We start from the raw sequence: 18,803 nt of genomic DNA, 5'->3' as shown, positions 1-18,803 counted from the left end.
AGCCGGACGCGGCAGCCTGCTGCGCGCAGGAGTCAGCATGGCCCACCCGTTTGAAACCCTTACCCCAGACCTCGTGCTCGATGCCGTCGAAAGCATCGGCTTCCTGAGCGACGCGCGCATTCTGGCGCTCAACAGTTATGAAAACCGCGTCTATCAGGTCGGCATCGAAGACTCGGAACCGCTGATCGCCAAGTTCTATCGCCCGCAGCGCTGGACCAACGAAGCCATTCTCGAAGAACACCAGTTCACCTTCGAACTGGCCGACGTCGAGATCCCGGTGGTGGCGCCACTGATCCACAACGGCGAAACCCTGCACGAACACGCCGGTTTCCGTTTCACCCTGTTTCCCCGTCGCGGTGGCCGGGCGCCGGAGCCGGGCAATCTCGATCAGCTGTATCGCCTCGGCCAGTTGCTCGGGCGCATGCACGCGGTCGGCGGCACCAAACCGTTCGAGCACCGCGAAGCGCTGGCGGTGAAGAACTTCGGCCATGACTCGCTGGCCACCCTGCTGGAAGGCAACTTCATTCCCAAGAGCCTGCTGCCGGCCTACGAGTCCGTCGCCCGCGACCTGCTCAAGCGCGTGGAAGACGTCTACGCCAGCACGCCGCACCAGAACATCCGCATGCACGGCGACTGCCACCCCGGCAACATGATGTGCCGCGACGAGATGTTCCACATCGTCGACCTCGACGACTGCCGCATGGGCCCGGCGGTGCAGGACATCTGGATGATGCTCGCCGGCGACCGTCAGGATTGTCTCGGGCAGCTGTCGGAATTGATGGACGGCTACAACGAATTCCATGACTTCGACCCGCGCGAACTGGCGCTGATCGAACCGCTGCGCGCCCTGCGCCTGATGCATTACAGCGCCTGGCTGGCCCGGCGCTGGGACGATCCGGCGTTCCCCCGCAGCTTTCCGTGGTTCGGCAGCGAGCGGTATTGGGGCGATCAGGTGCTGGCGTTGCGCGAGCAACTGGCGGCGTTGAACGAAGAGCCGTTGAAGCTTTTCTGACACGACACGTCTATACAACTGCCCGTACAATCGCTGCTTTGTTAGCTGCCTAAGCAAGGATTCTGCATGCAAGCCGCCAACCCGCGTCGCGGGTACATTCTGGGCCTGAGCGCCTACATCATCTGGGGACTGTTCCCGCTCTACTTCAAAGCCATCGCCGAAGTGCCGGCGGTGGAAATCATCATTCACCGGGTGCTGTGGTCGGCACTGTTCGGCGCGCTGCTGTTGCTGGTGTGGAAGCATCCCGGCTGGTGGCAGGAGCTGCGCGACAACCCGAAACGCCTGGCGATTCTTGCGCTCAGCGGCACCTTGATCGCGGCCAACTGGCTGACCTACGTGTGGTCGGTGAACAACGGCCGGATGCTGGAAGCGAGCCTCGGTTACTACATCAACCCACTGGTGAACGTGCTGCTGGGCATGCTGATCCTCGGCGAACGCTTGCGGCGCATGCAGTGGCTGGCGGTTGGTCTGGCGGCGGTCGGTGTTGCGCAGCAGGTGTGGCAGGTCGGCAGTCTGCCGTGGGTATCGCTGGTGCTGGCGCTGACCTTCGGTTTCTACGGGCTGATCCGCAAGCAGGCGCCGGTCAAGGCGTTGCCGGGGCTGGTGGTGGAAACCTGGATGCTGGTGCCGATCGCCCTCGCGTGGCTGCTGTTCAATCCGACCGCCACCAGCGCCCAGGCCGAGTTCTGGACCACCTCCCAAGCCTGGTGGCTGGTGGCGGCCGGCCCGGTGACGCTGGTGCCGCTGGTGTGCTTCAACGCGGCCGCGCGGCATCTGCCCTACACCACCCTCGGTTTCCTGCAATACCTGGCGCCGACGTTGGTACTGCTGCAAGCCGTGCTGCTGTTCGGCGAGCACTTGTCGTCCAGCACGCTGATCGCCTTCATGTTTATCTGGGCCGGTCTGGCGGTGTACAGCGTCGATGCATGGATGAGCTTGCGCCGGCGCAGCTGATCAAAAAACGCACAAACCTCCACAGGCCACGGTTCTCGTGGCCTGTATCGTTCCTTCCCAAGGTTATCCACAGCGTGATCCCCGCCGTTTGTGTGCAAGTCACTGAATGCTGGCGGTTTTTTGATCAATCTTCGCCAGGCCACGGCGGACGTGGCCTGGCGCTCGGTCTCTACAGGTTATCCACAGGCAGGTGCACGCTAAAACTGGATAACCCATTCCGTTCTCATGGATCAGTGCGCAGCACCAGTTCCACCATCAAGTCATCGGCCAGGGTTTCCAGACGCGATTGCAGCACGTCCAGCGACAGGGTCAGCGGCACCGCCAGAATCGCCTCGGCGTGGAACAGCGGTTCACTGCTCATCGGCGCCGGGCGCACTTCGGTCACCAGCCGTTCGAGGTTGACGCCCTGCTCGCTCAGCAACCGGGTAATGTCGCGCACGATACCGGGACGATCATTGCCCACCAGTTCCATGGCGATCGGTTTCCAGGTGCAGGCCTGTTCGATACCGCTTTCCGCCACCAACACGCGAATGCCCTGAGCCGACAGTGCTTGTAAGGCATCGACTAATTCGTCGTAAGCCTCCGCCGGCACGCCCACCCGCAGGATCCCGGCGAACTGCCCGGCCATCCGTGACAGGCGGCTTTCCAGCCAGTTGCCGCCGTGTTCGGCAATGCATTGGGCGATGCGCTCGACCTGCCCGGGCTTGTCCGGTGCGAAGACGGTGAGTACGAGGTGATCCATGGCGCAGCCCTCTTGTCATGACTTTTGTTATAGAAAAGCAAGTATAGGCAAGCGTTCCACAGACGCCTCAGACGCTCGAAGTCACAAATCGTGTACAACTTTTTATATTTAACTGGAACAATCCATTGGTTTTTTGAGAACATCCAGTTCCGCGCCGTGACCGCAATGCGTCATGGGGTCGCAGAACGACGTAATTAGTCCGATTTTCACAACCGCAACTCATCATGTAGTATGCCGCAGCGCGCACTACATAACGCTGGATCGATGTCTGCCCAAGGCACGTTCGCAACCCTGAAAGCCCCGTCAGCAAGGCCCCCAAGCCGTTGATTGGTCCCAGCCCAGCCGCCAGCGATGGCATGTACTGGTCGAGGGGTTTGTGGTTTAAATGGCCAGAGGCTTCATTGTTAAATTGACGAGCTGAAAAGCGAAATAGCTGAGCAGAGTGAGGCAAGCAATGACTGAACACGTTCAAGTCGGTGGCCTGCAGGTCGCCAAAGTCCTGTTCGACTTCGTGAACAACGAAGCCATTCCCGGTACCGGCCTCACCGCCGACAAATTCTGGGAAGGTGCCGACAAGGTCATTCACGACCTGGCGCCGAAGAACAAAGCCCTACTCGCCAAACGCGATGACTTCCAGGCTCGTATCGATGGCTGGCACCAGAGCCGTGCCGGTCAGCCCCACGACGCCGTGGCCTATAAAGCCTTCCTGCAAGAGATCGGTTATCTGCTGCCAGAAGCGGCTGATTTCCAGGCAACGACGCAAAACGTCGATGACGAAATCGCCCGTACCGCCGGCCCGCAACTCGTGGTGCCGGTGATGAACGCCCGCTTCGCCCTCAACGCCTCGAACGCCCGCTGGGGTTCGCTGTACGACGCCCTGTATGGCACCGATGCCATCAGCGAAGCCGGCGGCGCGGAAAAAGGCAAAGGCTACAACAAGGTGCGTGGCGACAAAGTCATCGCCTTCGCCCGTGCATTTCTCGACGAAGCCGCGCCACTGGCGACCGGCTCTCACGTCGATTCCACCGGCTACAAGATCGCTGGCGGCAAACTGGTCGTCACCCTCAAGGGCGGCAGCACCAGCGGCCTGCGCAACGACGCACAGCTGATCGGTTTCCAGGGCGACGCCAATGCGCCGATCGCGATCCTGCTGAAGAACAACGGCCTGCACTTCGAAATCCAGATCGACGCCAGCACCCCGGTCGGCCAGACCGATGCCGCCGGCGTCAAAGACATCCTGATGGAAGCGGCCCTGACCACCATCATGGACTGCGAAGACTCCGTGGCTGCTGTCGATGCCGACGACAAAGTGGTGATTTACCGCAACTGGCTGGGCCTGATGAAAGGCGACCTGGCGGAATCCGTGTCCAAGGGCGGCCAGACCTTCACCCGCACCATGAACCCGGATCGTACCTACACCAAGGTCGACGGTAGCGAACTGACCCTGCACGGCCGCTCGCTGCTGTTCGTGCGCAACGTCGGCCACCTGATGACCATCGACGCGATCCTCGACAAGCACGGCAACGAAGTGCCGGAAGGCATCCTCGACGGTCTGGTGACTTGCCTCGCGGCGATGCACAACCTGAACGGCAACACTTCGCGCAAGAACACCCGCACCGGTTCCGTCTACATCGTCAAGCCGAAGATGCACGGCCCGGAAGAAGCGGCGTTCACCAACGAGCTGTTCGGTCGCATCGAAGACGTACTGGGCCTCAAACGCAACACCCTGAAAGTCGGGATCATGGACGAGGAACGCCGTACCACGGTCAACCTCAAGGCCTGCATCCAGGCTGCCAGCGAGCGCGTGGTGTTCATCAACACCGGTTTCCTCGACCGCACCGGCGACGAAATCCACACCTCCATGGAAGCCGGCCCGGTGGTTCGCAAGGCTGACATGAAGGCCGAGAAGTGGATCGGCGCCTACGAAAACTGGAACGTCGATATCGGTCTGAGCACCGGCCTGCAAGGTCGTGCGCAAATCGGTAAAGGCATGTGGGCGATGCCCGACCTGATGGCGGCGATGCTCGAACAGAAAATCGCTCACCCGATGGCCGGCGCCAACACCGCCTGGGTTCCGTCGCCGACCGCCGCTGCGCTGCACGCGCTGCACTACCACAAGGTCGACGTGTTCGCCCGTCAGGCCGAGCTGGCCAAACGCGCCCGCGCTTCGGTCGATGACATCCTGACCATCCCGCTGGCGGTCAACCCGAACTGGACCCCGGAGCAGATCAAGAACGAACTGGACAACAACGCCCAGGGCATTCTCGGTTACGTGGTGCGCTGGATCGATCAGGGCGTGGGCTGCTCGAAAGTGCCTGACATCAACGACGTCGGCCTGATGGAAGACCGTGCGACGCTGCGTATCTCCAGCCAGCACATCGCCAACTGGCTGCGTCACGGTGTCGTGACCGAAGCGCAAGTGATGGAAAGCCTCAAGCGCATGGCGCCGGTGGTAGACCGTCAGAACGCCAACGACCCGCTGTACCGCCCGCTGGCCCCGAACTTCGACAGCAACATCGCCTTCCAGGCGGCAGTCGAACTGGTGATCGAGGGCACCAAACAGCCGAACGGCTACACCGAGCCGGTCCTGCACCGTCGTCGTCGCGAGTTCAAGGCTGCCAACGGCCTGTAACCTGCGCGGATGCCGGACATGAAAAAGCCCTGATCTTTCGATCAGGGCTTTTTTGTTTGCGCTGGATGGCTAGGGCTCGATGCCCAACTCATGTCTGACGAGACCGAGCAATTTGGCGGTATCGATCGGTTTGAGCAGGAAATCCACCACGCTCAAATGCATCGCCGCGATCGCGTCCTTCACGTCGGCATCGCCCGAAACAATGATGATCGGCATCGCCGCCCGTACCGATTCACGCACCTGACGAATCAGGTCCAGGCCATCGACATTGCCCATCCGCAGATCGGTGATCACCAGGCCGATGGAGGGCCTTTCCTCGAGCATCTTCAGCGCGGACTCACCGCTGGCCGCGGTCATGCAACGAATACCGTCCAACCCGAGAATCTCCGACAACAGTTCCCGGGCGTCCTTGTCGTCATCGACGATCAATACGCGCTGCGGTGGCAGATCGGGTTCGAGCATTACAGCGCTGAGCGCTTCGCGCTCGGCGTCGCTCAAAATATCGTGGTCGGACATGGCGTTCTCTACGTTTTCAATTCGATCCCCTGGCACAGTGGTCAGACATCGCTGGGCAGAGCTTCAATGTGCACTTCGTCGGATTTTTTTCCAAGGGGCGAACCGAAGAATTTCCGACTGATTTTGTAGGGCATATCCGAAAATTCCCCAACGGCATGCCCAACCTAGACTTACGTCCAATGGGCACCCCGCGCGATGGGGTCGACCATGGCTGCAACGATCCGACAACAACAATTCGAAAAAGACTGCGGTAATGGTTATGAGTAAAGCGGACGCCTTCACCCAGGCAGGGAAAACCGCGGTGTTGCAGAACATTCAGGGCACTTTGCAATTCCTCCAGCGCTTCCCCCCTTTCAATCAAATGGAACATGCCCACCTGGCCTATCTGGTGGAGCAATGCCAGCTGCGCTTCTACGGTCAGGGCGAAAGCATCATCAAACCCGCCGACGGGCCGGTCGAACATTTCTATATCGTCAAGCAGGGCCGAGTGGTCGGCGAGCGTCCGCACACGGCCAAGGGCGGCACCGAAACCACGTTTGAAATCACCACCGGCGAGTGTTTTCCCCTCGCTGCGCTGCTCGGCGAACGGGCGACCCGCACCGAACACCTGGCCGGCGAAGACACCTTCTGCCTGCAACTGAACAAACTGGCGTTCATCAAGCTGTTCGCCCTTTCCAGCACCTTCCGCGACTTCGCCCTGCGCGGAGTCAGCAGCCTGCTCGATCAGGTCAATCAGCAAGTCCAGCAGAAAGCCGTGGAAACCCTCGGCACCCAATACTCGCTGAACACCCGTCTCGGCGAATTGGCCATGCGCCATCCGGTGACCTGCAACCCCTCCACCCCACTGCGCGAAGCGGTGAAGTTGATGCACGAACAACAGGTCGGCAGCATCGTCGCGGTGGACGAGCAAAAGGCCCCGCTGGGGATTTTCACCCTGCGCGACCTGCGCCATGTCGTGGCTGAAGGGGTTGATGATTTCAGCGAGCCGATCGAACGGCACATGACCCGCTCGCCGTTCCATCTGTCGCCGGATCACAGCGCCTTCGACGCGGCGATTGCCATGACCGAGCGGCATATCGCCCACGTGTGTCTGGTCAAGGATCGACGCCTGTGCGGCGTGGTTTCCGAACGGGATCTGTTCTCGCTGCAACGGGTCGATCTGGTGCACCTGGCGCGGACCATTCGCAGCGCCCAACGGGTCGAACAACTGGTGACCCTGCGCGGCGAGATCGGCCAACTGGTGGAGCGCATGCTGGCTCACGGTGCCTCGTCGACCCAGATCACCCACATCATCACCCTGCTCAACGATCACACCGTGTGCCGGGTAATCGAACTGACCCTCGCCGAAAAAGGCGACCCCGGCGTACCGTTCAGTTGGCTGTGCTTCGGCAGCGAAGGCCGGCGCGAGCAGACTCTGCACACCGATCAGGACAACGGCATTCTGTTCGACGCGCGGGATGCGGCCCATGCGGCGGAGATTCGCGGCAAGCTGCTGCCCATCGCCCAGCAGATCAATACCAGCCTGGCGCAATGCGGTTTCACCCTGTGCAAGGGCAACGTCATGGCCGGCAATCCACAGCTGTGCCTGTCCCGCGCCGAATGGGCCCGACGCTTTGCCGCGTTCATTCGCGAGGCGACGCCGGAGAACCTGCTGGGCTCCAGCATCTATTTCGACCTGCGCGTGGTCTGGGGTGATGAACAGGGCTGCGAGCAATTGCGCCGCGGGATTCTCGATCAGGTCGGCGACAATCGTCTGTTCCAGCGGATGATGGCCGAGAACGCCTTGCGCAACCGTCCGCCGGTTGGGCGATTCCGTGAGTTCGTGCTGACCCGCAAGAACGGCGAGAAAGCCACGCTGGACCTGAAAATCCAGGGCCTGACACCCTTTGTCGACGGCGCACGTTTGCTCGCACTGGCCCATGGCATCGACGCCAACAACACCCTCGAACGCTTTCGCCAACTGGTGGATAAAGAAGTCATCGACCGGCTGGATGGCGCCGCGTACGAAGAGGCCTACCACTTCATCCAGCAGACGCGCATGCAGCAGCATCAACTGCAGACCCGGGAAAACCAGCCGTACTCGAACCGGGTCGATCCCGACAGCCTCAATCATCTGGACCGGCGCATCCTGCGTGAATCCCTGCGCCAGGCCCAGCGCCTGCAAAGCAGCCTGACCTTGCGGTATCAGCTATGAGCCTGTTTTCGTGGCTGCGCCCGGCCAGCCCCGTTGTGCCGCACGACCTGCAACAACGCCTGACGAAACTGCCGGCCATCGGCGAGCTGCGCGAGTGCAGCCTGCGCGAACAGCGTTGGGTGGTGCTGGACCTGGAAACCACCGGGCTGAACCTGAACAAGGACCGGGTGCTGTCGATCGGCGCGGTGGTGATCGAGGACGGAGCGATCGACTTCAGTCAGCAGTTCGAACGCACCCTGCAATGCCGCGAGCTGAAACTCGGCCCGAGCGTGCTGATTCACGGTCTGGCACCGAGCGCGATTGCCGCCGGCAGCGAGCCCACCGAAGCCCTGGTCGAGCTGCTGGAGTTTATCGGCGACAGTCCGGTGCTGGCGTTTCACGCCTCCTTCGACCAGCACATGCTCGGGCGCGCATTGAAGGAACATCTGGGGCACAAGTTGCAGACGGTGTTCCTCGATGTGGCGCAGATCGCCCCGCTGGTTTGCCCGCAGGCGCACATTCGCGAGGCGGGGCTGGACGAGTGGATCGACTGGTTCAAGCTCGAAGTGTTCGAACGTCACCATGCGAGCGCCGATGCTCTGGCCACGGCGGAACTGGCGCTGATCCTGTTCAGCCGGGCACGCCAGCAGCAGATCCACAGTCCGCTGAATCTGCAGCAACGCTTGAGTCAGTGGAAACGCCGACAGCAGACGCATTCGTTCTGAATCGGGTTTTCGCCCGACAACCCGACCGGTGGCCAATTGCTAACCATTCCCACCTCTGCCACAATCGCGAACAATTCTCGTTAGTTAACACTTCCCAGTCGGTGTCGTCGTGTCTTCAGCCCAAAGCCCTCACAGTGAGCTCGTCGGTGCGTTGTATCGCGACCACCGCGGCTGGCTGCTGGCCTGGCTGCGGCGCAACGTGGCTTGCCCGCAACGCGCCGAAGACCTGAGCCAGGACACCTTCGTCCGCCTGCTCGGCCGCGACGAGTTGCTGACACCCCGCGAACCCCGGGCGTTTCTGGTGGCGATCGCCAAAGGGTTGCTGTTCGACTACTTCCGCCGGGCCGCGCTGGAACAGGCGTATCTGACCGAACTGATGCTGATCCCCGAGGGCGAACAGCCCTCGGTCGAAGAGCAGCAACTGATCCTCGAAGACCTCAAGGCCATCGACCGCATGCTCGGCAAGCTGTCGACCAAGGCCCGCGCCGCTTTCCTCTATAACCGCCTCGATGGCCTGACCCACGCCGAGATCGCCGACAAACTCGGCGTGTCGGTCCCGCGCGTACGCCAGTATCTGGCCCAGGGTATCCGCCAGTGCTACATCGCGCTGTACGGTGAGCCAACATGAGCCCGGCCAGTTCTAGACCGGTCCCGGCCCATGTGCTGGACGCGGCGATTGCCTGGCAATTGACCCTCGATTCCAGCACCCCACTGGAGCGCGAAGAGTTCGCCAAGTGGCACGCGGCCAACGAAGAACACGCCCGCGCCTGGCGCCAGTTGGGCATGCTCGACCAGCGTTTCAGCGTGGCCAAGGGTCCGGCACGCAACGCGTTGCTGCAATCGCGCGAAGGTATCCGCCGCCGGGTGCGCAAGCTGGGCAGCGGGCTGGCCAGTGTCGTGGCGGTGGTCGGGCTGGCCTTGTTTTCCGGCGAACGTTATCTGCCGCTGGATTACTGGCTCGCCGATCAACGCACCGCCACCGGCGAACAGCGCACCGTGCGTCTGGCCGACGGCACCGTACTCAACCTCAACACCCACAGCGCCGTGGATGTCCGCTTCGATGAGAAACAACGCCTGATCGTGTTGCAGGAAGGCGAAATCCTCGTCGAAACCGGTCACGGCGATGCGCGGCCGTTCATCGTCGAAACCGCCGAGGGCAGCATGCGCGCCCTGGGCACGCGGTTCCTGGTCAAACGCGAAGACGCCGGCACGCGCCTGAGCGTTCTGCAGTCGGCGGTGGCGGCGCATCCGCAATCCGATCCGCAGGAACAGATCCTGCGCGAAGGCCAGCAAGTGCTGATCCGCCAAAACGGTCTGGATTCGGTGGTGGCGCTCAACCCCGGCGCCGATGCCTGGACCCGCGGCATGCTGGTGGTGGACAACGCGCGCCTGGAAGACCTGGTGCATGAACTTGGCCGCTATCGTCGCGGCCATCTGGGCATCGCGCCGGAAGTCGCCGACCTGCGCATCACCGGCAGCTTCCCGCTGCACGACACCGACAAGGCGCTGAACGCCCTGCTGCCGACCCTGCCGGTGCAGATCGAGCAGCACACGCCATGGTGGGTGACCGTGGCCAAGGCTGATCCGAAGCCCTGACATTCAGCACTGCCTGCCCACGACAGGCCGCCTGCCACACCCCTGAAAACGGACTTTCTGCTGACTTGCGCAGCCATGTCGTTCGTTAATCGAAATTATTTTCATCCAGCCCTATCACTTTTCGAATCTCGTCCGGCACACAGGCAATTGAGAAATATTTCCATTCAGGAGCCGCCGTATGTCCCGTTCGCTAGACACCTTGTTGCGCCCCAGTTTGCTGGCGGTCGCCATTGCCCTCTGCACCCCGCTGGCCAGCAGCCAACTGATCGCCGCTGAACAGGCGTCGAGCGTACGCGCCTACAACCTGCCGGCGGCTCCGTTGTCGACCACCCTGAACCAGATCGCCAGCCAGGGCGGCCTCACGCTGTCGCTGAACCCGTCGCTGGCGGCGGGCAAGACCTCGGCGCCGGTCAACGGCCAATATGACGCGGCCGGCGCCCTGCGCGCGGCGCTGCGTGGCACCGGTCTGCAACTGGAACAGAGCGGCGCCGGCACCTACACCCTGGTCGCCGTGCCGGAAGGCGCGATGGCCCTGCCGGAAACCTCGGTGATCGGCGTGGAAAACTTCGAAAGCGCCTGGGGCCCGGTCGAAGGCTACACCGCCACCCGCACCGCCGCCGGCACCAAGACCGACACCGCACTGGTCGAAGCGCCGCGTTCGATTTCGGTCGCCACGCGCCAGCAAATGGAAAACCGAGGCGTGCACAGCCTCGATGACGCCGTGCGCTACATGCCGGGCATTACCGCCAGCAGCTACGGCAGCGACACCCGCGCCGACTGGCTGCGCGTGCGCGGCTTCGAACCGACCCAGTTCCTCGACGGCCTGCCCCTGCCAAAAGGCGTGTACGCCAACCCGAAACAGGAAACCTGGAACCTCGACCGCCTCGCCCTGCTGCGCGGCCCGGCCTCGTCCGTCTACGGCCAGACCCCGCCGGGCGGCCTGCTGGACATGGTCAGCCGTCGTCCGAGCGATGTGCAGAGCAGCGAAATCCAGCTGCAATACGGCAGCGACAACCACCGCCAGATCAACTTCGCCAGCACCGGCAAGATCGACGACGCCGGCCAGTTTCTCTACGGCCTCAGCGGTGTGGTACGTGACAGCGGCACGCAGATCGACCACGTCGACAACAAGCGCTACAACATCGCGCCGAGCCTGACCTGGAACATCGACGACGACACAAAATTCACCCTGCTGACCCAATTCACCCGCGACGATACCGGCATCACCAGCCAGTTCCTGCCGGTGCAGGGCACCAAGATCGACATGCCGTTCGGCAAGGTTTCCCACCACAAGAACCTCGGCGATCCGGACTGGGAATACTACGACCGCACCTATTACGCGCTGGGCTATGCCTTCGAACATCGCCTGAACGATACCTGGCAGTTCAAGCAGAACCTGCGTTACACCAAGTCGGATCTGTCGTTCCAGGGCATCACCGTCGGCTCGTATCCGTTCACTCAAGTGGACAATGACGGTAACGTCGGCCGTACCACGACCATCGTCGACGAAGACATCAGCCAGTTCGCCGTGGACAACAACTTCCAGGCCGACTTCGCCACCGGCGACATCCGCCACACTCTGCTGCTGGGTCTGGATCACCAGCGCAGCAACACCAACTACACCTCGATCTTCGGCAGTGCGCCGGAGATCAACGTGAACAACCCGATCCATGGTCAGCCGATCGTGCGTCCGGCACGCTCCACCGCGTTCTACGATTACAACCAGAAAACCTACCAGACCGGCCTCTACGTCCAGGACCAAATGGCCCTGGACCAATGGCGCCTGACCCTCGGTGGCCGTGAAGACTGGGTGCACACCAGCACTCAATTCATCAACAAGGGCGACGCCACCAACACCCAGCGCGACAAGGCGTTCAGCGGTAACGCGGCGATCAGCTATGTCTTCGACTCCGGTTTCGTACCGTACCTGTCCTACGCCGAATCGTTCCAGCCGACCACTGGCGCCGACGCCTCGTCGACCGAATCGCTCAAACCCACCGAAGGCAAGCAGTGGGAACTGGGCATCAAGTACCAGCCACCGGGCAGCAAGACCCTGCTGACTGCGGCCGTGTATGACCTGACCCAGAAAAACGTCTCGGTCAGCTCGTTCGTCAACGGCGTATCGATCACCAGCCAGACCGGTGAAGTCAAAGTCAAAGGCCTGGAGCTGGAAGCCGTCTCCGACGTTACCGACAACCTGAAGGTCATCGCCGCGTACACCCTGGCCAAGTCCGAAGTGCAGAACGGCGCCGACAAGGGCAACCGCCTGCAACTGATGCCGAATCAGCAAGCCTCACTGTGGGCCGATTACACCTGGCACAGCGGCGTGCTCGACGGCTTCGGCATCGGTGCCGGCGCGCGCTACACCGGCAACACTTACGGCGACAAAGCCAACACCTGGCTGGGCAAGGCGGACGCCTACACCGTGTTCGACGCCGCCGTGCATTACGACCTCGGCCGTCTGGACAACAGCCTCAAAGGCGCGTCGCTGGCACTCAACGCCACCAACCTGCTGGACAAGGATTACATTTCCACCTGCGACAGCTTCTACTGCTACTACGGCGACCAGCGCAGCGTCGTCGCCAGCGCCACTTACAAGTGGTAAGCGCCTGAGCTGAAACAGGCCCTGCAACCAGGCCGTCCCTCGTGGACGGCTTGGGTGTTTTTGAAGGTCATGAAATGAAAAGTAAAACAATTCGCCGCTGGTCCTTCGTCCACACCTGGACCAGCCTGATCTGCACCGTGTTTTTGCTGCTGCTGGCCCTGACCGGCCTGCCGCTGATTTTCCATCACGAGATCGACCACCTGCTGGGCGATGCGCCCGAGTTGCGGGTGATGCCGGCGGGCACGCCGCATCTGAACCTGGCGCAACTGGTCGAAGCGGCGGAAAAGCATCGGCCCGGCGAGGTGGTGCAGTATTTCGGCTTCGAAGACGACGAACCGAATGCCGTGCTGACGATCATGGCCAGGACCGCCGGTACCGAGCCCAACTCCTCGCACACCTTCATGCTCGACGCGCGCACCGGCGAAGCCCTGGAAATGCCGTCGGCCAACGGCGGGCTGATGCTGTTTATCCTGCGCCTGCACGTCGACATGTTCGCCGGGCTGCCGGGCAAGCTGCTGCTGGCGTTCATGGGTTTGCTGTTCGTGGTCGCGATCGTGTCCGGCACGGTGTTGTACCTGCCGTTCATGCGCCGCTTGAAGTTCGGCACGGTGCGCCAGGACAAATCCACCCGCCTGCGCTGGCTCGACCTGCATAACCTGATCGGCGTGGTGACCCTGACCTGGGCGCTGGTGGTCGGCGTGACCGGTGTCATCAGCGCCTGCGCCGATCTGCTGATCGCCGCGTGGCGGGCCGAAGCCCTGACGACCCTGATCGCGCCCTACCGCGATGCCCCGCCGCTGACGCAACTGGCCCCGGCCACCCGTGTGCTGGAGATTGCCAGTGACGTCACACCGGGGATGAAACCGGACTTCATCGCCTTCCCCGGCACCCGTTTTTCCAGCGAGCACCACTACTCGGTATTCATGAAGGGCGGCACCCACCTGACCTCGCACCTGCTGACCCCGGTGCTGATCGACGCCAGCACCCTGCAAGTCACGGCGGTGGCAGAGCGACCGTGGTACATGGACGCCATGGGCATGTCGCAGCCGCTGCACTTCGGTGACTACGGCGGCATGCCGATGAAAATCCTCTGGGCCACGCTGGACGTGCTGACCATCATCGTCCTCGCCAGCGGCGTGTACCTGTGGGTGGTGCGGCGCAAGGCCGCGAAACCGGTGTTGGAAACGGCAGAGGCCGCTGCATGAACCCGCGTCAGTCGAATTTCTGGAAAGTCTTCAGCACGCCGCTGGTGATCGCGCTGCTGAGTGCGGCGGGCCTGTTCGCGGCGCTGCTGGGTGACGGGATCTGGGATGGATTGAGCTGGGTGGGGCTCGGAGTGCCGGCAATTCTGGGATTGAAGGGATTACTGCAGCGAAGCTGAAAACCTGTGGGAGCGAGCCTGCTCGCGATAGCGTCTGTTCATTCACAATCCAGTTGACTGACAGTCCGCTATCGCGAGCAGGCTCGCTCCCACAAAAGGCTTGAGCCAAGGCGCTGACAGGCTATGCTGCCCGTCATTGCCCCTGACCGAGACCCTGCCAATGTCCGCTCCCAGCATGACCCTGTTCCACAACACCCTGTCCCCGTTCGTGCGCAAAGTCATGGTGCTGTTGCACGAGACCGGCCAGCAGGATCGCGTCGCGCTGCAGGATTGCGTGCTCAGCCCTGTCAGCCCGGACGCCGCCCTCAACGAAGACAACCCGCTGGGCAAGATCCCGGCCCTGCGCCTGGCCGACGGCAATGTCATCCATGACAGCCGGGTGATCCTCGATTACCTCGACCACCAGCACGTCGGCAACCCGCTGATTCCCCGCGACGGCTCGGCCCGCTGGCGGCGCCTGACCCTGGCCTCGATGGCCGACGGGATCATGGACGCCTCGGTCATGGTGCGTTACGAGCAAGTGTTGCGCGCCCCGGAAAAACACTGGGACGAATGGCTCGAGGCCCAGCGCGAGAAGATCCGCCGCGCCCTCGCCCTGCTGGAACGCGACGCGATTGCCGAACTGACCTGCCACTTCGACGTCGCCGCGATCAGCGTGGCCTGTGCACTGGGTTATCTCGACCTGCGCTTCCCGGATCTGGGCTGGCGTGACGCCAATCCGCAACTGGCCAACTGGTTCTTTGAAGTGAGCCAGCGGCCGTCGATGATTGCGACGATGCCGAAGGTTTGATGTGCCGGGCGGGAGGCAGCGAGGCAAAGATCAGCGTCATCAACAACTCGGCCTCCCGCTGCTCCTCACGCAGCCCCACGAACCGGCTCATTGCACCGCTCCGATATCGAATTCCAACGGTTTGGCCGGTTTCTGCCCGATCCCGTACCAATCCAGATTGCGGGTCAGCACCATGAACACACCGAGCAGACCGAACAGCAGCAGCGAGCCCATCAGCAGCGCGTAATCCTCGGCGCTCAGCAGGCCGTAGAGCAAGCCATACAACGCCGCCAGCCCCGCCGAAAAACTCAAGCCATGACGTACGCTGCGCAGCACGTGGCAGACGTAGAACCCGATCAACAGCACACAACCGCTGGCCGACAACAGATACGCCAGGGCAAACCCGATGTGCTCCGACAACGACAGCAGCAACAGATAAAAGAACGCCAGCGCCACACCCACCAGCGCGTATTGCACAGGGTGCACCGCCAGGCTTTTCAGCACTTCGAACAGGAAGAAACCGGCGAACGTCAGAACGATGAACAGCAGCGCATATTTGATCGCCCGGTCGCTCTTCAGATACTGATCCACCGGATCGATGAAGCTCACGCCGAAACTGCGCCCGTTGAACGCCTCGCAATCATTGCCCGACACACAACGGCTCATCGCTTCTTGCAAATTGGTGGAGAAAAACGAGGTCTGCCAGTCAGCGGTAAAACCCTGATCGTTGATCTCGCGCCTGGCCGGCAGGAAGTTACCGATGAAGCTTGGGTGCGGCCAGTTGGCGGCGAGGTTTACCCGGCTGGTCTTGCCCACCGGCAGCACCTGCAACGAACCGGTGCCTTGCAGGCGCAAGTCGAAACCGAAGGCCAGTTCCGTGGTCTTGCCCGTGTCCAGCGCCGGCAGCGTCACTCGCACACCCTCGCCCAGCCAGCCAACCTGAGTACCGGGCACGAAGTCCAGGCGTTGCGCGCCCAGTTCCAGCTTCAGCGCATTTTCGATCCCGCGAATGTCACTGATGCCGACCGCCAGGAACGGCGCATCGAATGTGTAATCGGCAAAATCCTCCTTGATCCCCAACTGCGCCGGCAGCGAGAAATGCCCACTGATGCGGTTGTCGGCATGGAACAGCCGCGCCTCGTAAATGCCCCGGGCACGCAGCTCGGTCTGCACCTGGCCGTCGAGTTCAAAACGCTCCGGGAGGAAATAAAGGCGTCCGCGTTCCTCACCGATTTCCTGGTATCGCTCGTCACTCTTCTCTTTGGTCTTCCAGGTGCGCACCACCTTGCGATACGGCACAACCATCACCGGCCCGCTGAGTTGCTGGCTGTAGCTTGAGCTTCTGGCGATGTCTTCCAGCACACCGTCACGCAGTTGCTGGCGATCATCGATGATGCCGTCGATCATCAACAGCGGCACCAGCAACACCAGGATCAGCAGGGCAATGGCCCCGAGTTTTATCGTCAGACTTTTGTTCATGGGACTCTCCCTGTTTCGATGGGCAGAGTCTGCGAAGGGGATGTGGGGGTTTTGTGGGAGGAATGTGGAGTTTGTGTGGAGACTACAACTGCAGGACGACTTCCACCCCACGTTCGACGTTGCCGATGCGCATCGAACCACCGTGCAACTTGATCACCTCTTCGACAAAATTGAGCCCGAGACCGGTGCTTTTACGCCCGCTGTCCGGGCGTGGCAAAGAGTAGAAACGCTCGCTCAAACGGGGCAAGGCATAGTCGGGAATCGGCGTGGTTTCGTTGAACAGGCGAAGCTCGACCTTCTCGCCGATCCGCTCGGCACTGAAGCGCAGCAAACCGTTTTGCGACGTGAAATCCAGCGCATTTTCCAGCAGATTGCCCAATGCCTGACGCAGCAGAAACGGCTCGCCGATCAACGCCAGATCCGGCGCGATGGTTTGTTCGATCCGCAGTTGCCGGCCTTCGATGCGCGCCATCTGTGCCTGTAGCAGCTCACTCAGCAGCGCCGCCAACGGCACTGCAACGCGCTCCTCAAGACCCTGCCGCTGTTCGACCTGAGCTAGATTGAGCAGGCGCTCAATCAACTGCTGCATCCGGGCACCTTCACTGTCGATGTTGCCGACAAAACGCAATCGCTGATCCACCGGCATCTCGTCCTGCAGCAGCTCGGCCGCACCGCGAATCGCCGCCAGCGGGCTTTTCAGTTCGTGGGTCAGGGTGTGCACATAGCGCTCGACGTAGGCTTTGCCTTCGAGCTGGGTGCGCATCTGTTCCACGGCGGTCGCCAACTGCTCCAGCTCGCCGCCGCGATAGTGCGGCACCGCCACCCGACGGCCCTCGCTCACGGCCTGGGCGTACACGGTCAAGCGGTGCAGCGCGCGGCTCAGCCACCACGACAGCACGGCGCCGAGCAGCAGGCCGAGGCCGATCAATCCGGCGCCGTAACCGAGCAAGCGGCGCTCGGTGCGATCGACATAGGGCTGCAGTGAACTGTTGGGTTTCGCCACGGTGACCACGCCGATGATCGCGCCGTTGTCGCGGATCGGCGCACCGACGTGCATCACTGAAGAATTCGGATCATTCGGGTCACTGCGGCTGGAGCGTGCGCCGTATTCGCCGCGCAGGGTCAGGTAGACGTCGTTCCAGCGCGAGTAGTCCTGACCGACGGCCAGACCGCTGGAGTCCAGCACCACGATGCCCTTGGCGTCGGTAACGTAGATCCGGTGGTTGACCTGGTTTTTCGCCAGGCCCCAGATCGTCGCCTTCGGCTGGCGCTCGCCATAGGCACGGAGCAGTTCCGGCCAGCGATTCTGGTTGAGGGTGCCGGCCTTGAAATCGTCCCGCAGGATTTCCGCCATCAGGTTGGCGGTGTCGACCAGGGTTTCTTCGGTGGACTGGCGCACGCCGGGGCGAATTTCTTCCATCACGGTGTTGAGCACGAAATACCCGGTGAGGCCGATGAACAGCACGTACACCAGGAAAATCCGCAGCCCCAGCGACATCAGCTGTGCCCCGGGCTGTAGCTGTAGCCGAGGCCGCGATGGGTCTGGATCGGCTCGGCCTCGGCGCGCACCAGACGCAATTTGGCGCGTACGCTTTTGATATGGCTGTCGATGCTGCGCTCGTAACCGGCATCCGCCGCCACGCCGAGCGCATCGAGCAATTGCTCGCGGCTGAACACCCGCTCGGGTTGTTCGAGCAGGCATTGCAGTAGCCGGAATTCGTGGCGGGTCAGGCTCAGGGGCTGGCCGCGATAGCTGATCTGTACGCGCTCGGGATCGATGCGAAACAGCGCCGAGGACGCCTCGATGACCGGACGTGGCGCCATGCGCTTGAGAATCGCCCGGACCCGCGCCGCCACTTCCCGTGGGCTGAACGGTTTGACCACGTAATCGTCGGCGCCGATCTCCAGGCCCACCACCCGGTCGATCTCGGCGTTGCGCGCGCTGAGAAACAGCACCGGCACTTCACTGAAGCGACGCAGCTGCTTGCAGGTTTCGAAGCCGCTGATGTCCGGCAGACCGATGTCGAGGATGATCAGGTCCGCCGGGGTCTGGCGCTGATGCTCCAGCGCCGCCGCGCCCAGGCTCAGCCAGGTCGTGGTGAAGCCCTCGCCCTGCAAGGCAAAAATCAGGGTGTCGGCAATCGCCGCTTCGTCTTCGACAATCAGGATATGAGGCATGGCGTCCGAGCCTGTGGGTTAAGTGCGCGAACGGTGCCCCA

Annotated in this window: 16 protein-coding genes; 11 read left to right on the top strand and 5 right to left on the bottom strand. The window is 62.3% G+C overall.

Annotated features, from left to right (window positions below; all coding sequences use genetic code 11):
- Positions 1 to 37: 37 nt before the first annotated feature.
- Together ACKUG4_RS20250 and rarD are read left to right on the top strand one after the other, a co-directional pair.
- The gene (locus ACKUG4_RS20250) at positions 38 to 1,012 is read left to right on the top strand and encodes an SrkA family protein kinase (protein ID WP_064599903.1); all 975 of its coding nucleotides are present in this window, start codon (positions 38 to 40) and stop codon (positions 1,010 to 1,012) included.
- Between the two features lie 66 nt (positions 1,013 to 1,078).
- Positions 1,079 to 1,966, top strand: coding sequence for an EamA family transporter RarD (gene rarD / locus ACKUG4_RS20245; protein WP_445434690.1), 888 nt, complete (start codon positions 1,079 to 1,081; stop codon positions 1,964 to 1,966).
- A 223-nt stretch (positions 1,967 to 2,189) separates the two neighbouring features.
- Here the strand turns inward: rarD and ACKUG4_RS20240 are convergent, their stop codons facing one another.
- On the bottom strand, positions 2,190 to 2,708 hold the full coding sequence (locus tag ACKUG4_RS20240; protein WP_085646901.1) for a glycine cleavage system transcriptional repressor: 519 nt from the start codon (positions 2,706 to 2,708) through the stop codon (positions 2,190 to 2,192).
- 454 nt (positions 2,709 to 3,162) lie between these two features.
- Here ACKUG4_RS20240 and ACKUG4_RS20235 point away from each other — a divergent pair, with 454 nt between their 5' ends.
- On the top strand, positions 3,163 to 5,340 hold the full coding sequence (locus ACKUG4_RS20235) for a malate synthase G (protein ID WP_445434689.1): 2,178 nt from the start codon (positions 3,163 to 3,165) through the stop codon (positions 5,338 to 5,340).
- A 69-nt stretch (positions 5,341 to 5,409) separates the two neighbouring features.
- Here the strand turns inward: ACKUG4_RS20235 and ACKUG4_RS20230 are convergent, their stop codons facing one another.
- The gene (locus ACKUG4_RS20230) at positions 5,410 to 5,856 is read right to left on the bottom strand and encodes a response regulator (RefSeq protein ID WP_064599912.1); all 447 of its coding nucleotides are present in this window, start codon (positions 5,854 to 5,856) and stop codon (positions 5,410 to 5,412) included.
- A 253-nt stretch (positions 5,857 to 6,109) separates the two neighbouring features.
- On the opposite strand from ACKUG4_RS20230, the gene ACKUG4_RS20225 reads away from it, so the two are divergent.
- The 8 genes from ACKUG4_RS20225 to ACKUG4_RS20190 all read left to right on the top strand — a co-directional run bounded on the left by ACKUG4_RS20225 (position 6,110) and on the right by ACKUG4_RS20190 (position 15,126).
- The gene (locus ACKUG4_RS20225) at positions 6,110 to 8,050 is read left to right on the top strand and encodes a putative nucleotidyltransferase substrate binding domain-containing protein (protein ID WP_445434688.1); all 1,941 of its coding nucleotides are present in this window, start codon (positions 6,110 to 6,112) and stop codon (positions 8,048 to 8,050) included.
- Positions 8,047 to 8,754: a 3'-5' exonuclease gene (locus ACKUG4_RS20220; RefSeq protein WP_085612965.1), complete on the top strand. Its 708-nt coding sequence runs from the start codon at positions 8,047 to 8,049 to the stop codon at positions 8,752 to 8,754. Before ACKUG4_RS20225 ends, ACKUG4_RS20220 begins: the two co-directional genes overlap by 4 nt.
- Before the next feature lie 109 nt (positions 8,755 to 8,863).
- A complete protein-coding gene (locus ACKUG4_RS20215; protein ID WP_039768032.1) occupies positions 8,864 to 9,382 on the top strand; it encodes an RNA polymerase sigma factor in 519 nt (172 codons plus the stop codon).
- Positions 9,379 to 10,350 carry a FecR domain-containing protein gene (locus tag ACKUG4_RS20210; RefSeq protein ID WP_445434687.1) on the top strand — a complete coding sequence of 324 codons (972 nt, stop codon included), beginning with the start codon at positions 9,379 to 9,381 and terminating at the stop codon, positions 10,348 to 10,350. The genes ACKUG4_RS20215 and ACKUG4_RS20210 overlap by 4 nt, the downstream gene beginning before the upstream one ends.
- A 178-nt stretch (positions 10,351 to 10,528) precedes the next feature.
- A complete protein-coding gene (locus tag ACKUG4_RS20205) occupies positions 10,529 to 12,955 on the top strand; it encodes a TonB-dependent siderophore receptor (protein WP_445434686.1) in 2,427 nt (808 codons plus the stop codon).
- Positions 12,956 to 13,029: 74 nt separating this feature from the next.
- A complete protein-coding gene (locus ACKUG4_RS20200) occupies positions 13,030 to 14,160 on the top strand; it encodes a PepSY-associated TM helix domain-containing protein (protein WP_064599921.1) in 1,131 nt (376 codons plus the stop codon).
- Complete coding sequence (locus ACKUG4_RS20195) at positions 14,157 to 14,336, top strand: hypothetical protein (protein WP_445434685.1); 180 nt, start codon at positions 14,157 to 14,159, stop codon at positions 14,334 to 14,336. Before ACKUG4_RS20200 ends, ACKUG4_RS20195 begins: the two co-directional genes overlap by 4 nt.
- 160 nt (positions 14,337 to 14,496) lie before the next feature.
- The gene (locus ACKUG4_RS20190) at positions 14,497 to 15,126 is read left to right on the top strand and encodes a glutathione S-transferase (protein WP_064600969.1); all 630 of its coding nucleotides are present in this window, start codon (positions 14,497 to 14,499) and stop codon (positions 15,124 to 15,126) included.
- Positions 15,127 to 15,213: 87 nt separating this feature from the next.
- Here the strand turns inward: ACKUG4_RS20190 and creD are convergent, their stop codons facing one another.
- From creD to creB, 3 genes are all read right to left on the bottom strand, one after another.
- On the bottom strand, positions 15,214 to 16,584 hold the full coding sequence (creD, locus tag ACKUG4_RS20185) for a cell envelope integrity protein CreD (protein WP_064599929.1): 1,371 nt from the start codon (positions 16,582 to 16,584) through the stop codon (positions 15,214 to 15,216).
- An 82-nt stretch (positions 16,585 to 16,666) separates the two neighbouring features.
- The gene (gene creC, locus ACKUG4_RS20180; RefSeq protein WP_445434684.1) at positions 16,667 to 18,082 is read right to left on the bottom strand and encodes a two-component system sensor histidine kinase CreC; all 1,416 of its coding nucleotides are present in this window, start codon (positions 18,080 to 18,082) and stop codon (positions 16,667 to 16,669) included.
- Positions 18,082 to 18,762 carry a two-component system response regulator CreB gene (creB, locus tag ACKUG4_RS20175; protein WP_007959816.1) on the bottom strand — a complete coding sequence of 227 codons (681 nt, stop codon included), beginning with the start codon at positions 18,760 to 18,762 and terminating at the stop codon, positions 18,082 to 18,084. The genes creC and creB overlap by 1 nt, the downstream gene beginning before the upstream one ends.
- Between the last annotated feature and the right edge of the window lie 41 nt (positions 18,763 to 18,803).

The organism is Candidatus Pseudomonas auctus, assembly GCF_048654275.1.
Taxonomy (GTDB): domain Bacteria; phylum Pseudomonadota; class Gammaproteobacteria; order Pseudomonadales; family Pseudomonadaceae; genus Aquipseudomonas; species Aquipseudomonas pharyngis.
Note: the sequence above shows the minus strand (reverse complement) of the source record. Positions and strands in the feature narration are given on the sequence as shown.

Excerpts from the sequence above, each read along its gene's own strand:
- creD (WP_064599929.1), bottom strand. The coding sequence starts at position 16,584 with ATGAACAAAAGTCTGACGATAAAACTCGGGGCCATTGCCCTGCTGATC.
- ACKUG4_RS20205 (WP_445434686.1), top strand. The coding sequence starts at position 10,529 with ATGTCCCGTTCGCTAGACACCTTGTTGCGCCCCAGTTTGCTGGCGGTC.
- creC (WP_445434684.1), bottom strand. The coding sequence starts at position 18,082 with ATGTCGCTGGGGCTGCGGATTTTCCTGGTGTACGTGCTGTTCATCGGC.
- ACKUG4_RS20225 (WP_445434688.1), top strand. The coding sequence starts at position 6,110 with ATGGTTATGAGTAAAGCGGACGCCTTCACCCAGGCAGGGAAAACCGCG.
- ACKUG4_RS20195 (WP_445434685.1), top strand. The coding sequence starts at position 14,157 with ATGAACCCGCGTCAGTCGAATTTCTGGAAAGTCTTCAGCACGCCGCTG.
- ACKUG4_RS20210 (WP_445434687.1), top strand. The coding sequence starts at position 9,379 with ATGAGCCCGGCCAGTTCTAGACCGGTCCCGGCCCATGTGCTGGACGCG.
- ACKUG4_RS20190 (WP_064600969.1), top strand. The coding sequence starts at position 14,497 with ATGTCCGCTCCCAGCATGACCCTGTTCCACAACACCCTGTCCCCGTTC.
- ACKUG4_RS20235 (WP_445434689.1), top strand. The coding sequence starts at position 3,163 with ATGACTGAACACGTTCAAGTCGGTGGCCTGCAGGTCGCCAAAGTCCTG.
- rarD (WP_445434690.1), top strand. The coding sequence starts at position 1,079 with ATGCAAGCCGCCAACCCGCGTCGCGGGTACATTCTGGGCCTGAGCGCC.
- ACKUG4_RS20200 (WP_064599921.1), top strand. The coding sequence starts at position 13,030 with ATGAAAAGTAAAACAATTCGCCGCTGGTCCTTCGTCCACACCTGGACC.
- creB (WP_007959816.1), bottom strand. The coding sequence starts at position 18,762 with ATGCCTCATATCCTGATTGTCGAAGACGAAGCGGCGATTGCCGACACC.
- ACKUG4_RS20240 (WP_085646901.1), bottom strand. The coding sequence starts at position 2,708 with ATGGATCACCTCGTACTCACCGTCTTCGCACCGGACAAGCCCGGGCAG.
- ACKUG4_RS20230 (WP_064599912.1), bottom strand. The coding sequence starts at position 5,856 with ATGTCCGACCACGATATTTTGAGCGACGCCGAGCGCGAAGCGCTCAGC.
- ACKUG4_RS20250 (WP_064599903.1), top strand. The coding sequence starts at position 38 with ATGGCCCACCCGTTTGAAACCCTTACCCCAGACCTCGTGCTCGATGCC.
- ACKUG4_RS20220 (WP_085612965.1), top strand. The coding sequence starts at position 8,047 with ATGAGCCTGTTTTCGTGGCTGCGCCCGGCCAGCCCCGTTGTGCCGCAC.